At 59.0% G+C, this 12,917-nt stretch carries 13 protein-coding genes; 12 read left to right on the top strand and 1 reads right to left on the bottom strand.

Translation table 11 applies throughout. The annotated features are described in order from the left end of the window. Window positions 1-122 precede the first annotated feature (122 nt). The 7 genes from ABAC402_RS30175 (at window position 123) to ABAC402_RS0120110 (ending at window position 8,095) form a co-directional block, all read left to right on the top strand. A complete protein-coding gene (locus tag ABAC402_RS30175) occupies window positions 123-2,270 on the top strand; it encodes a sodium-translocating pyrophosphatase (RefSeq protein ID WP_031235560.1) in 2,148 nt (715 codons plus the stop codon). A 703-nt stretch (window positions 2,271-2,973) separates the two neighbouring features. Then, window positions 2,974-4,719, top strand: a complete 1,746-nt coding sequence (kaiC, locus tag ABAC402_RS30180) for a circadian clock protein KaiC (protein WP_023449490.1) — start codon at window positions 2,974-2,976, stop codon at window positions 4,717-4,719. Beyond that, window positions 4,716-5,153, top strand: coding sequence for a circadian clock KaiB family protein (locus tag ABAC402_RS0120100; protein ID WP_023449491.1), 438 nt, complete (start codon window positions 4,716-4,718; stop codon window positions 5,151-5,153). The genes kaiC and ABAC402_RS0120100 overlap by 4 nt, the downstream gene beginning before the upstream one ends. Further along, window positions 5,150-5,494: a circadian clock KaiB family protein gene (locus ABAC402_RS30185; RefSeq protein ID WP_023449492.1), complete on the top strand. Its 345-nt coding sequence runs from the start codon at window positions 5,150-5,152 to the stop codon at window positions 5,492-5,494. The genes ABAC402_RS0120100 and ABAC402_RS30185 overlap by 4 nt, the downstream gene beginning before the upstream one ends. Next, window positions 5,491-7,071 (top strand): PAS domain S-box protein, encoded by a 1,581-nt coding sequence (locus ABAC402_RS39240; protein ID WP_023449493.1) that lies wholly within the window; start codon window positions 5,491-5,493, stop codon window positions 7,069-7,071. Before ABAC402_RS30185 ends, ABAC402_RS39240 begins: the two co-directional genes overlap by 4 nt. Then, window positions 7,071-7,460, top strand: coding sequence for a response regulator (locus ABAC402_RS30195; RefSeq protein WP_023449494.1), 390 nt, complete (start codon window positions 7,071-7,073; stop codon window positions 7,458-7,460). Before ABAC402_RS39240 ends, ABAC402_RS30195 begins: the two co-directional genes overlap by 1 nt. Window positions 7,461-7,627: 167 nt before the next feature. After that, the gene (locus tag ABAC402_RS0120110) at window positions 7,628-8,095 is read left to right on the top strand and encodes a nucleoside 2-deoxyribosyltransferase domain-containing protein (protein ID WP_052025303.1); all 468 of its coding nucleotides are present in this window, start codon (window positions 7,628-7,630) and stop codon (window positions 8,093-8,095) included. A gap of 57 nt (window positions 8,096-8,152) precedes the next feature. Here the strand turns inward: ABAC402_RS0120110 and bamE are convergent, their stop codons facing one another. Then, window positions 8,153-8,647 (bottom strand): outer membrane protein assembly factor BamE, encoded by a 495-nt coding sequence (gene bamE / locus ABAC402_RS30200; RefSeq protein WP_023449496.1) that lies wholly within the window; start codon window positions 8,645-8,647, stop codon window positions 8,153-8,155. Window positions 8,648-8,811: 164 nt separating this feature from the next. Here bamE and ABAC402_RS30205 point away from each other — a divergent pair, with 164 nt between their 5' ends. The 5 genes from ABAC402_RS30205 to ABAC402_RS30225 all read left to right on the top strand — a co-directional run bounded on the left by ABAC402_RS30205 (window position 8,812) and on the right by ABAC402_RS30225 (window position 12,892). After that, complete coding sequence (locus tag ABAC402_RS30205) at window positions 8,812-9,399, top strand: ubiquinol-cytochrome C chaperone family protein (RefSeq protein ID WP_023449497.1); 588 nt, start codon at window positions 8,812-8,814, stop codon at window positions 9,397-9,399. Between the two features lie 12 nt (window positions 9,400-9,411). Further along, entirely contained in the window at window positions 9,412-9,951 is a 540-nt protein-coding gene (locus ABAC402_RS30210; protein WP_023449498.1) for a DUF177 domain-containing protein, read from the top strand. Between the two features lie 380 nt (window positions 9,952-10,331). Then, the gene (plsX, locus tag ABAC402_RS30215; protein WP_255346310.1) at window positions 10,332-11,405 is read left to right on the top strand and encodes a phosphate acyltransferase PlsX; all 1,074 of its coding nucleotides are present in this window, start codon (window positions 10,332-10,334) and stop codon (window positions 11,403-11,405) included. 15 nt (window positions 11,406-11,420) lie between these two features. Beyond that, on the top strand, window positions 11,421-12,401 hold the full coding sequence (locus ABAC402_RS30220; RefSeq protein ID WP_023449500.1) for a beta-ketoacyl-ACP synthase III: 981 nt from the start codon (window positions 11,421-11,423) through the stop codon (window positions 12,399-12,401). 188 nt (window positions 12,402-12,589) lie between these two features. Continuing rightward, window positions 12,590-12,892 carry an integration host factor subunit alpha gene (locus ABAC402_RS30225; RefSeq protein WP_023449501.1) on the top strand — a complete coding sequence of 101 codons (303 nt, stop codon included), beginning with the start codon at window positions 12,590-12,592 and terminating at the stop codon, window positions 12,890-12,892. The last annotated feature ends 25 nt before the right edge of the window (window positions 12,893-12,917 follow it).

Genomic DNA, 12,917 nt, shown 5'->3' on the forward strand with positions numbered 1-12,917 from the left:
GGTCCCAGTAAGTCTGGTCCCAGTAAGTCTGGGCGAAGCAATTCTGGCGCTTTTTGATCCCGATAAACCCGGGGGCTGGCCACGGCCGTGACCTCCCAATAAGGATACAGGGGTAAATTATTATGAATAATGCTTTGATGCTGGCCATTGGGGCCGGCATAGTCGGGTTGCTGTACGGTGTCGTACAGGCCATGACCCTGATGAAGGCCAGTGCCGGCAATGCGCGGATGCAGGAAATTGCCGCCGCCATCCAGGAAGGTGCGGCTGCCTATCTGAAGCGTCAGTACATCACCATCGGTATTGTCGGTGTGGTTATTTTTCTCCTCGCCTGGGTGGTCCTTGGGCAATGGTCGGCTATCGGCTTTGCCATCGGCGCCATCCTGTCGGGCGCGGCCGGTTATGCCGGCATGCTGATCTCAGTTCGTGCCAATGTGCGTACGGCGCAGGCGGCTTCGGAAAGCCTTGCCAAGGGCCTGAACATGGCCTTCTCGGCCGGTGCAGTAACCGGTATGTTCGTAGCCGGCGGCGCGCTGCTGGGCGTGGCGGGCTATTATGCGCTGCTGACCGTCGGCCTGGGACTGGCGCCTACGGATCGTGACGTCATCAACGCCCTGGTTGCCCTGGGCTTCGGCGCTTCCCTTATCTCAATCTTCGCCCGTCTCGGCGGCGGCATCTTCACCAAGGGCGCCGACGTCGGCGGCGATATGGTTGGCAAGGTCGAGGCCGGTATCCCGGAGGATGACCCGCGCAACCCGGCCACCATAGCTGACAACGTCGGTGACAATGTCGGCGACTGCGCCGGCATGGCGGCCGACCTGTTCGAAACCTATGCCGTTACCATCGTAGCGACTATGGTGTTGGCCACCATCTTCTTCGGTGACCAGCCCGCCCTGCTGAATGCTATGCTGATGCTGCCCCTGGTTATCGGCGGCGTCTGTATCTTCACCTCGATCATCGGCACCTTCTTTGTGTCGCTGGGTAAGGATAAGGATATCATGGGCGCCCTGTACAAGGGCCTGATTGCCACCGGCGTCCTGTCGGTCGCCGCCGTCGCCGGCGTTATTCACCTGTTTGTCGGCTTCGACACCCCCATCACCTATGACGGCGGCCCTGCCGGCGTAACCGGTATGACGCTGTTCTGGTGCGGCATGGTCGGCCTGGCGGTTACCGCCGCCTTTATTGTCGTGACAGAATACTACACCGGCACGGGCAAGCGGCCCGTTGTCTCGATTGCCCAGGCATCGGTCACCGGACACGGTACCAATGTCATCCAGGGTCTGGCCATATCGATGGAATCCACCGCCGTTCCGGCGCTGGTCATCTGCGCCGGTATCATCGCCTGCCACTTGCTGGCCGGCCTGTTCGGCATCGCCATCGCTACCACCACAATGCTGGCCCTCGCCGGGATGATCGTGGCGCTTGATGCCTTTGGCCCGGTCACTGATAACGCCGGGGGCATCGCTGAAATGGCGGGCCTGCCCAGCGATGTCCGTCACACCACTGACGCCCTGGACGCCGTCGGCAACACCACCAAGGCCGTCACCAAGGGCTATGCCATTGGTTCGGCCGGTCTCGGCGCCCTGGTGCTGTTCGCCGCCTACACCTCGGACCTGCAGCACTTTGCCGAAACCGCCACCAGCGGCATTTTCGTCGGCATGGAGAACCTGACCTTCTCGCTGTCGTCACCGTGGGTGGTCGTCGGCCTTCTGATCGGCGGCCTGCTGCCGTACCTGTTCGGCGGCATGGGCATGACCGCCGTCGGCACGGCGGCTCAGGCCGTGGTCGAGGAAGTCCGCCGTCAGTTCCGTGAAGATCCAGGCATCATGGCCGGCACCTCCAAGCCGAACTATGGCCGCGCGGTCGACATGCTGACCAAGGCCGCGATCCGGGAAATGATCATCCCGTCGCTGCTGCCGGTTCTGTCGCCAATCGTTCTGTTCGCTGCGGTGTTTTACCTTGGCGGTCCGGTTCCGGCATTCGAAGCGGTCGGCGCGATGCTGTTGGGCGTGATCGTCACGGGCATCTTCGTCGCCATCTCGATGACCTCGGGCGGCGGCGCCTGGGACAATGCCAAGAAGTCGTTCGAAGACGGTTTCGTCGACAAGGACGGCGTCAAGCACCTCAAAGGCTCTGATGCACACAAGGCTTCGGTGACAGGCGACACGGTCGGCGATCCGTACAAGGACACGGCTGGCCCGGCGGTCAATCCGATGATCAAGATCACCAACATCGTCGCTCTGCTGATGCTGGCGGTCCTGGCCGGACACTGAGTGCTTTGCCTTCGAGCTATGGGCCCCTGCCGGAAACGGCGGGGGCTCTTTCTTTGCTCGTGACGGTTTGGAGGGGCGGTTCCTTGGCAAGGTTCGAGTTTGAGTTTTCAACGTGCGAAAACGAAGCCTCCAGTAGTGCCAGGTGCTATCAAATCCCAAAGGCGGATCAGATCTCTTGTCGGCATCGGCCCGGGTTGGTGTTCGACTTATTGTAAATGCGCTGCTGACCGACTGAACCCGGGACCTGCTCCAGCATCGTCATCTAGAGAGGGGTTTGCTTTGATGGAATCAAAGCCCGGCGTTAACTTCTTGTTTTGTCGCGCAATTTTTCCGAAAACGGGGACGCCCGTGCGGTGGCTTCCACTTTATTGGAGTTCGCTCTATCAGCCGCGGATCAGGAATTTTTCGAGTCATATTGGCCTTTAGCAAGTCGAAAGAATGCATTTTCGTGCAATATTTTAAATGTATATGACCAACCATTGCGTGAGTAGGTTGAATATCTCAGGTGGAAATTAAATAAAGGTATGGGAAATTTACAATAATTATTGGAATGTACTAGGCTGGCAATGTTGAAAAACATTGGAATATTTTATCGTCTTTGGCGTGACCAATGACAACAATCTCAATCCAACTTTCATATCTTCGATCAGGACAAGTGGTCGCGACACATACGCCCAGCCTCAAAGTCCAAGAACGGCGATCCATGAAAAAGAAACTCAGTGAAGGCCTCTCGGCGCTCGTCAAGGCGCGCACAGGCATTGATGGCCTTGACGAGATAACCGGTGGTGGATTGCCGGCCGGCCGGCCAACCCTGGTGTGCGGCAGCGCCGGATGCGGCAAGACCATGCTGGCGATGGAATTCCTTGTGCGCGGCGCCACGCAGTTCGACGAGCCCGGCGTTTTCATGATGTTTGAGGAAAATGCCGCGGAACTCACCGCCAATGTCCGTTCTCTCGGCTTCGATCTCGAAAAGCTGATCGCCGAAAAGAAGATCGTGCTCGACTACGTCCATATCGAACGCAGCGAAATTGAGGAAACCGGCGAATACGATCTCGAAGGCCTGTTTATCCGGCTTGGCCATGCCATCGACACCATAGGCGCCAAGCGCGTCGTCCTCGACACGATCGAGGCCTTGTTCGCCGGCCTGCCCAATCAGGCTGTGCTGCGCGCCGAGCTGCGCCGGCTTTTCCGCTGGCTGAAGGATCGCGGAATGACGGCGGTCATTACCGGCGAGAAGGGCGACGGAAACGCCATCACACGCTACGGTCTGGAGGAATACGTCGCAGATTGCGTCATTATTCTCGACCAGCGCATCCGTGAACAGGTGTCCACCCGGCGCCTGCGTGTCCTGAAATACCGCGGTACGGCCCATGGTATGAATGAATACCCCTTCCTGATCAGCCCGCACGGGTTTTCGGTTTTGCCGATTACGTCTTTGTTGCTCGAGCACGCGGTGTCGACACAACGGGTGCCGACCGGCATCGACCGGCTGGACGAGATGCTGGGCGGTCAAGGTGTCTTTCAGGGCAGCAGCGTTCTGGTTTCCGGCTCTTCCGGAACCGGTAAAAGCAGTATTGCGGCAAAGTTTATCGAGACGGCGTGTGAGCGGGGCGAGCGCGCCCTGTTCTTTGCCTACGAAGAATCAGCCGCTCAGATCGTGCGCAATATGCGCTCGGTCGATATCGACCTTCAACCGTGGATCGATCGGGGTTTGCTGCAAATCCAGTCTTCGCGTCCAACCCTGCAAGGCCTGGAGCAGCACCTGGTCCTGATGCATGGCGCCGTGCAAACTTTCCGGCCTACGGTCGTCGTTGTCGATCCGATCAGCAACCTGACCCTCGCGGATGACGACTCTGAGGTGAAGCCGACCTTGATGCGGCTCATAGACTTCCTGAAGAAGGAACAGATCACAGCCGTTTTTACCAGCCTGATAACCGGCGGGGATTCGGTTTCGGCGCCCGAGGACACCCTGCTTGGCGTGTCGTCACTGATGGATACCTGGCTGCTTCTGCGCAATGTCGAATTTACCGGCGAACGCAACCGCACCATCTTCGTGCGCAAATCGCGCGGCATGGCGCATTCGAATCAGGTGCGTGAATTCATCCTCAGTGACCGTGGTATAGACCTGGTCGATGTTTATCTGGGCGGAGACCGCGTCCTGACGGGTAGCGCGCGCGTCGCTCAGGAAGCCCAGGAACGCGATGCAGCGACGCTGCGCGGTGAGGATCACGAGCGAAAGCTGCGTCAACTTGGCAGCAAGCGCAAGGCCATCGAAGCCCAGATCGCTGCCTTGCAGGCCGAAGCCGAGGCCGACAGCGAGGAAGTCCACTTTGCCATCGCTCAGGAGCTTTTGCAGCAGAAGGCGACCCATCGTAACGCAGATGCGATGAAGCACCAGCGCAGCGGTTCAACCGAGCAACTGGAAGACCTGGTGAAAGAAATCGTATGACCGCCCCTGCAGTACCTGTGTCTGACAATGACGATAATCCGCGGCTGACTTTCCAGTTACGACTGTACATTGCCGGGCAAACCGAGAAGTCGGTCGCGGCCATCTCCAACCTCGGGCGCATTTGCGAAACCTATCTTGCCGGGCGGTATTCCCTCGAGGTCATCGACCTGAGGGAAGCGCCGCACCTGGCCATTCGCGATCAGATTCTGGCCATACCGACGCTTGTGCGTCGGCTGCCGTCGCCGATCAAGAAGATCATCGGTGATCTTTCGAATGAAGAGCGTGTATTGGTCGGCCTCGACATCCAGTCGCGAGAGCGGGATGTGTTTTTGATGGACCCGAAAACCTGCTCTAAGTTTCTGTTTTGTCACGCAATTGTTCCGAAAAGTGCTGCAGGCTCCCTCGGATTGTACTTTACGAGCATGACGTCATGACAAATGCGCACCTCGAAGCCGTCGAGCCGGCGGGTGAAACAACCCACTACGTTCTGCATCTTTACGTCACCGGCAGCACGCCGCGCTCGATCCAGGCCATCGCTAATATCCGCAAGATCTGCGAAGCGCACCTGGTAGGCCGCTATGACCTGGACGTTGTCGACATATCTGAGGACCCGATGCGGGCCCAAAGCGAACAGATCATTGCGGCCCCGACACTGATCAAGACCTTGCCTCTGCCGCTGCGGCGCTTCATCGGCGACATGTCGCAGACCGATCGCATCATGGTTGGGCTGGATCTGCGCGCCGGGGGGGCGGCGATCCCGACTGAGCGATCATGACCCATAAAGTCGGCATCGATGCACCTGACCACCTGGCCACCTCGGCCTTGATCGCAGAAAATGCGCGGTTGCAGATACGCCTGGCAGAAGCTGAAGAGACGCTTCGTGCCATCCGTACAGATGAGGTCGATGCCCTGGTCGTGCAGAGCGCTGTCGGGCCAAAGCTCTATACGTTGCAAGGCCTGGACGCTGAAATCATGCGGTTTCGCGGTGACATGCTGGCACAGGTCAGCGACGCCGTCATTGCGATCGATAAGGATGAGCGTATTACCTACATCAATGCCGCCGCTGAAGATCTCTACGGCGTGTCGGCATCTCAGGCGCTTGGAAGCACCCTGCCGCGGGTTTACGACCTTAGATGGTTCCATCCTGCGGATGAAGTTGCTGCTCATACTGACCTGGATGACTTGGGTGAATGGCGCGGCGAAAACATCCATATCCGGTCCGACGGAAGAGAGCTGAACGTCGAATCTAGCGTCACGGTCTTGCGTAATATCGGTGGTGAAGCGACGGGCCGGCTGGCCGTCGTTCGCGATATCACCGAACGCAAACAGCACGAAAACAAGCTGCAGGTCTCGGAAGTGCGCTATCGGCGCCTGTTCGAAGCCGCGCATGACGGGATACTTGTCATCGACCCGGGGACATCAAAGATTATCGATGCCAATCCTTTCATGACGCAGTTGCTGGGTTACCCGTACAGCGATCTCATCGGGAAAGAGCTTTTTGAGATCGGTCTGTGGAAGGACGGGCGTGCCAGCCAGGATATGTTTGCCAAACTGAAACTCTCGGGGCAGGTCCGCTATGAAAACCTGCCGCTTGAGCGCGTGAGCGGCGAACATCAGGATGTCGAGGTCGTCGCCAATCTTTATGAGGAAAACGGCCGTTCCGTCATCCAGTGCAACATCCGCGATATCAGCGAGCGCCGACGTTCCGAAGCCCATGTCGAGATGCTGATGGCGGAAGTCAATCATCGCGCCAAAAACCTGCTGGCTGTGGTTCAGGCGGTTGCCTATCAAACTGCCAGGCAAGGCGATCCGGCGACTCTGATGACACGCCTGTCCGAGCGCATCAACGGCCTTGCCATCGGCCAGGACCTGTTGGTCAAAAATCAGTGGCACGGCGTTGATGTCGCAGACCTGGTCAGGGGACAACTGGCGCATTTCGCGGACCTGATCGGCACACGCGTGAGCCTTTCCGGTCCCACCCTGCGGTTGACGTCCGAAGCGGCGCAAGCGATCGGCATGGCTTTGCATGAACTGGCCACCAATGCGGTCAAATATGGCGCTCTGTCAAATCTGGAGGGTTGCGTGCACATTGCCTGGAAAACCCTGCCCGGAAACCAACCGACTTTTGACATGTCGTGGGTGGAAAGTGGTGGTCCCGCCGTCACGGTGCCCACCCATAAAGGATTTGGTCATACAATAATCGGGCGCCTGGTCGAAGCGTCGGTTCAGGGCGTCACGCAGATTGCATTTGAGCCTGGCGGACTCATGTGGCGTCTAACGGCGCCGATGGACAATGCCATCGCTCCCGCCAATCCTGCCAAATCTGCCAGTCCAGCCAGTGCGGTCCTCTGATGCTCAATCATGCCCTTCAGGCGGTATCCGTTTCAAGCGCGCGTATTCTTATCGTCGAAGACGAGGCCATGCTGGCCTATGTCCTTGAAGAACTTTTAATTCACGACGGTTTCACCATCGCCGGCGTTGCCGGACGGCTGGAGGCCGCACTCGATATCATCGCAACGGGTAACTGTGACGCCGCCATTCTTGACGCCAACCTGGCCGGCACCAGTTCGGCGCCTGCGGCAACAGCGCTTGCGGCGCGGGGCGTGCCGTTTATCGTCGTTTCAGGGTATTCGCCAGACCAACTGCAGGAAGTCGCCTTCGAAGGGGCGATTCATCTCCAAAAGCCCTGTGATATCAATGCGCTCACGCGGGCCCTGCGCGGACTGCTCAAACCGCGGTAACAAGCGCTTTTTATGCGCAAGCGTCGCGCAGCTTATGTCGCCAAACACAAGAGCTTGTGCAGCGCCTTTCATGACGCACCACATCATAATCTTGCGATTATCGAACTCTTGCAGAACCAAGGGGCAAGGCTTAGCTGAAGCCTTGCCCCAAAAAAAGGAGAGTAGGTGTGGTGCGACTCTTGTATGTCCATGAAGCGAACCCAGGAGAAGACAGGCGTTCCCTGTTCCTCGCGGGACCAAGCCCCCGCGGACAGGGTGAGCCTGACTGGAGGAAGCAGGCCTGCGCTCACCTCAATCAGATCGGCTTTGACGGGGCTGTCTATAACCCGCTGCCGCGAGACGGCCTGTACAATCCGAACTACGACCATGGCGCCCAAATTGACTGGGAGCTCGAACATCTTGCAAAAGCCGGCACCATCGTCTTCTGGATACCCCGGGATCTCGTGATGCTCCCGGGTTTCACGACCAATGTTGAATTTGGCCGCTTCAGCCGGCGAGGAAATGTGGTGCTCGGGTATCCCGACGCTGCTCCCAAGATGCGCTATCTGCATCACCTTGCCAATCTAGACGGCGTGCCGGTATTCCATTCGATGGAGCAGACGCTTGATGCAGCGGTCACTATGTTGCCGTCATAACAAAAAAGCCTCCGACGGATACCGGAGGCTCTCAAATCCAAATTCCTGACAGGACGACTATTCGCGGCGGCGGCGGCCGCCAGGATTGGTGTCCGAGCTATTGTCGATGCGCTGTTGGCCCACGGTGCCCAGGATCTGTTCCAGCGCCGTCAGCGAACGGCCGCGAGTTGGTGTCTTGTTCTGGTTCGGCGTCAGTTCACGGCCATCGGCCAGGCTCAGAGCCTTGACTTCGGTCACTGTTTGGCCTGTCGGGTCGAAATTGATGACGGTCACGTTGCGCGCCGTCACCTTGGCCTGCTTGTAGGTCATCTTCTGTGACGTCTGGTCGATATAGTACCATTCTGTCGGCTTGTAGATCGAGGTCTGTGACGGATCGCCCAGCTTGTCGAGTACGGTCGCCTTGGTGTCGCCGACCTTGATGTCCTTCGACGGCAGTGCGTCATAGGCGAGGTAGCCGCTGTGGCTCACGGTCGGCGCACAGGCCGAGGCCAGAACCGCTGCGCTGGCAAGAGCACCGAACAGGGCTACGGTCTTGAGAGAAGGCAGGCGCATGGATATCCTGTGACACAACTTGGCGAAACGTACCGGGCTAAAACGGTATTTGACCTATCGGAAAATACGGCTTACGGCAAGCATAAGGCCTAATAAGGGCGAAAGACCAGCAATTTTTTTACCACGAACCTTGCCGGCTGGCGAGGTTCGCGGAGGGTATTACGGTGAGCTTCCTCGACAGTCTCAGCAATTTTTTCAAACCGCGTCCTGTCAAGGCGATCGGAAATCAACTCTATGCCGCCTGCGTTGCCCAGGCACGCCTTCCGCGCTTCTATCTTGACTATGGCGTGGCCGACGAAATCGGCACCCGGTTCGAACTCCTGACCCTTCATGTGGTCATGGTTGTGACGCGGCTGAAATCGGAGAAAACGGAACAGGCGGACGACACGGCCCAGACCCTGTTCGACGCCTTCCTCCTGGCGCTCGATTCGACCCTGCGCGAGCAGGGGACCGGCGATCTGACCGTGCCCAAGAAGATGAAGAAGATCGGCCAGGTGGTCTATACCCGTCTTGCCAAATGGGATGGATTATGGCGCGATGGCGCCGGCCGGGACGTCCAGGCCGGCTACATTGCGCGGACGGTTTATGCCGGCGACGAGGACGGTGACGAGGTCGCATCGGACATCGCGGGCCGCAAAGCTGCCGCCTTGGGTTTGTATGTTGACGAGGCACGCGCGGCGCTGAAAATAGATGAGCTGGTCGCCGGCCGCATCAGCTGGCCGGTGCCGATTGCGCTGGACGAAGCTGCGTAAGGAGTGGTGAGCATGGATACGCACGAGGATAAAGGTCTGTGGGAGCACAAGGTGCGTTTCGACACGGCGCTTCGCGGCCTCAAGCTGGAGCTGACAGCCGATACGGAGCGACGCGCGGTGATCGCTGCTGGTTTCGGCATGGTTTCGCTCGACGCCCTGACGGCGCACATCGAAACGCGCCCGGGAGCAGGGACAGTGCCGATCGTACGTATCCGGCTGAGGCTGGAGGGCGCGGTCACCCAGGAATGTGGCATCAGCCTGGAACCGTTCAGTCACCCGCTGTTCGGCGACCTGGAAATTGACTGCATTGAAAAGGCCCGTGTCACGGACCAGGTCGCTGAGATCGGCGAACACGAATTGACGCTTAACGATCTCGACGAGCCCGATGTCATTGCCAACGGCCAGATTGACCTCGGCCAATATGTTATAGAGGCCCTGGGCGATGCCTATGACCCTTTCGCGCGCAAACCTGGCGTCGTCTTCGACGAGCCCGCGGCGGAACGCGAGCCGTCGCCCTTTGCCGTGCTGGCCAATCTGAAACGGGACGAGTAACGTCGGGCGCAGCGTCACAAGGGCGACACGTCTTTTGTTGCCTGCCCGGACTTATGCGGGGTGCCAGGGGGGGGGGGGCTAATACCAAACCTCATAAAGAATGACGCTCGGTATTCGCTTTTTTTTCAGCTCAAACGCCGCCTGGCTCCTCGCAAAAGCTCGGGCGACCAGTCGGCCTTGCCAACCCGCAATGAGTCAAGAATTTCGCGGGTTGGTATAATGCGGCGCCTGAGCGGAAAAAATGCAATATCGCTTGCATAGTTGCGAACTCGCGCTATCGTCCGCCGCTCGATTTCGCGTAACCATTCTACGGGTATTTCAACTCCGTGCCGACTGACCCATACCCTGCCCAGGCCGCCAAATATCCCGATGGCGCCCTTGTGATTGCCATCGACGCCATGGGCGGCGATCACGGACCGGCGGTAACGGTGGCGGGAGCAGCCCTGGCGCTGAATGACCGGCCGGAGCTGTTTTTCCAGCTTCATGGCGATTCGGCGAAGATTGAGGTGGAACTGGCGCGTCACGCGGCTCTTAAGACGCGCAGCGCCATCATCCATACCGACCAGTGTGTCGCCATGGATGAAAAGCCGGCCCAGGCCATCCGTCGGCGCAACACCTCGCTGTCCAATGCCATTCATGCCGTCAAGGCCGGAAACGCACGTGCGGTTATCTCTGCCGGCAATACGGGCGCCCTGATGGCCCTGTCCAAGATGATCCTGAAGATGATGACCGACGATCTGGAACGGCCAGCGATAGGGTGTTCCTGGCCTAACCGACGCGGTTTCGGCACGGTGCTTGATGTCGGCGCAAACGTCACCTCGGACGCCCATCAACTGATCGAATTCGCCTTGATGGGGGCGGCGTTTCACCGCGCTCTGCGCGGCACGGAAAGCCCCAGCATCGGCCTGCTTAATGTTGGGTCGGAAGACGTCAAGGGCCATGATGAGGTGCGCGAAGCCCATCAGTTGCTGCGTGACAACACTTTGGGCTTGAACTATTATGGATTTGTCGAGGGCACCGACCTGTGCGATGGCACGGTCGATGTTATCGTCACCGACGGCTTTACCGGCAATGTCGCACTAAAAACGGCCGAAGGCGCGGCGCGTTTCATCAAGGATTTGATGAAAGGTGCCTTCAAATCCTCGCCTCTCGCCATGCTGGGTGCTCTTCTGGCGGGGCCTGCGCTTAAGGCCATGGCGCGACGGATTGATCCCGGCGCCGGGAATGGCGGTCCGCTATTGGGTCTGAGGGGCATTGTCATCAAGTCACATGGCGGTGCCGACGCCCGGGCCTTTGCCAACGCCATCAAGGTCGGCGTCTCTCTGGCCGCCAGCACCTACGAGAAAGACATAGCCGTGGCCCTGTCGCGTTTTTCACAAAGCGTTGCAGATCACAAGGCAACCCTTGCCGCAGCCGCGGCGGATGCAAATATAACCGCCGTGGCGGGACAGTAAGGTTATTCGAAAAGCATGCGCGCGCTGAGATCGGCGGTCACGGGGGTGGGTGGTTACCTGCCGGAACAGATCGTCACCAATGAAGACTTCACCAAGATGGTCGATACGTCCGACGCATGGATCGTCGAACGCACGGGTATCCGTCAGCGCCACAAAGTTGCGCCGGGCCAGAAGACTTCGGACCTGGCGGTCGAAGCAGCCAAGGTAGCCCTGGCCGCGGCCGGGCGCTCGCCGGCGGACGTCGACATGGTGATTGTTGCCACGACGACGCCCGACATGCCGTTTCCGTCGACAGCCTCGATCGTGCAGCAGAAACTGGGGACGCCTTCATGCGCCGCCTTCGATGTCCAGGCCGTGTGCTCGGGCTTCGTCTATGCGCTCACCGTTGCCGATGGCTTCGTGGCGCGCGGCCTGGCCAAATGCGTCCTCGTCATCGGCGCTGAGGCCATGAGCCAACTTCTCGACTATACCGACCGCGGCACATGCATACTGTTCGGCGACGGCGCCGGCGCGGTTCTGCTGGAGCCGGTGGAAGGCTCGGGCACCAACGCCGACCGTGGTATCCTGGGTTTTGACCTGCAATGCGATGGATCCAAGTTGGACCTGCTGTATGTCGACGGTGGCTTGTTCGAAGACTCGAACCGTATCGGCAAGATCCGCATGCAAGGCAACCAGGTCTTCAAGCACGCTGTCCACAAGATTTCGGAAGCTGCGGAAAATGCCGTCGTGAAGTCCGGTCTCAACATTGCCGATGTCGATTGGTTCATTCCGCATCAGGCCAATCAACGTATCCTCAACGGCGTTGCCGACAAGCTGGGTCTGGATCGCAACAAGGTGATTTCGACTGTCGCGATGCACGCCAACACCTCGGCGGCTTCGATTCCGCTCGCCTGGTATTGTGGCGTCCAGGACGGCAGGGTCAAGCCGGGCGATCTGGTACTGATCGAGGCTCTGGGCGGGGGGCTGACCTGGGGCGCCGCTGCAATCCGGCTCTGATTCGCCGGAAACGGGCAAAATGTCAGGCCTTTCGCCCGAGTCATGTTTTTTGTTATCAGATGGCCATAAGCCTTTGACGGCAACGGGAATTTGCGGCATTGTTAATCTGTCGGGACTTGACAGCTGAGTCTGTAGCTCAAGTCTGGGCCTCGACGTGCGGTGACCATCAATCCCCGGGGCAACTGAGCATGAAATCGCAAACGCTGACGCGTGCCGAACTTTTTGAAGATGTCCATAACGAGTTGGGCCTTCCGCGCCAGGAATGCGCGGCCATTGTCGAACGAACGCTCGACCTGGTGGTAGACGCGCTTGAACGTGGTGAGATGGTCAAGCTGTCCGGCTTTGGTGTCTTTCAGGTGCGCGAGAAGAATGCGCGCGTCGGCCGCAATCCCAAGACGGGCAAGCCGGCCCCCATAGATCCCCGCAAGGTCATAAGCTTCCGCGCTTCACAGATCATGAAGGCGCGGGTCGATGCCGGCGTAGACGCCTAAGCAGACCGCAACACCCAAAACTGAG

It is taken from the genome of Asticcacaulis sp. AC402, from assembly GCF_000495835.1.
Lineage (GTDB): Bacteria > Pseudomonadota > Alphaproteobacteria > Caulobacterales > Caulobacteraceae > Asticcacaulis.

What these genes read in the sequence shown, in the direction of transcription:
- ABAC402_RS30175 (WP_031235560.1), top strand. Translation starts at nt 123, where the DNA reads ATGAATAATGCTTTGATGCTGGCCATTGGGGCCGGCATAGTCGGGTTG.
- kaiC (WP_023449490.1), top strand. Translation starts at nt 2,974, where the DNA reads ATGAAAAAGAAACTCAGTGAAGGCCTCTCGGCGCTCGTCAAGGCGCGC.
- ABAC402_RS0120100 (WP_023449491.1), top strand. Translation starts at nt 4,716, where the DNA reads ATGACCGCCCCTGCAGTACCTGTGTCTGACAATGACGATAATCCGCGG.
- ABAC402_RS30185 (WP_023449492.1), top strand. Translation starts at nt 5,150, where the DNA reads ATGACAAATGCGCACCTCGAAGCCGTCGAGCCGGCGGGTGAAACAACC.
- ABAC402_RS39240 (WP_023449493.1), top strand. Translation starts at nt 5,491, where the DNA reads ATGACCCATAAAGTCGGCATCGATGCACCTGACCACCTGGCCACCTCG.
- ABAC402_RS30195 (WP_023449494.1), top strand. Translation starts at nt 7,071, where the DNA reads ATGCTCAATCATGCCCTTCAGGCGGTATCCGTTTCAAGCGCGCGTATT.
- bamE (WP_023449496.1), bottom strand. Translation starts at nt 8,647, where the DNA reads ATGCGCCTGCCTTCTCTCAAGACCGTAGCCCTGTTCGGTGCTCTTGCC.
- ABAC402_RS30210 (WP_023449498.1), top strand. Translation starts at nt 9,412, where the DNA reads ATGGATACGCACGAGGATAAAGGTCTGTGGGAGCACAAGGTGCGTTTC.
- ABAC402_RS30220 (WP_023449500.1), top strand. Translation starts at nt 11,421, where the DNA reads ATGCGCGCGCTGAGATCGGCGGTCACGGGGGTGGGTGGTTACCTGCCG.
- ABAC402_RS30225 (WP_023449501.1), top strand. Translation starts at nt 12,590, where the DNA reads ATGAAATCGCAAACGCTGACGCGTGCCGAACTTTTTGAAGATGTCCAT.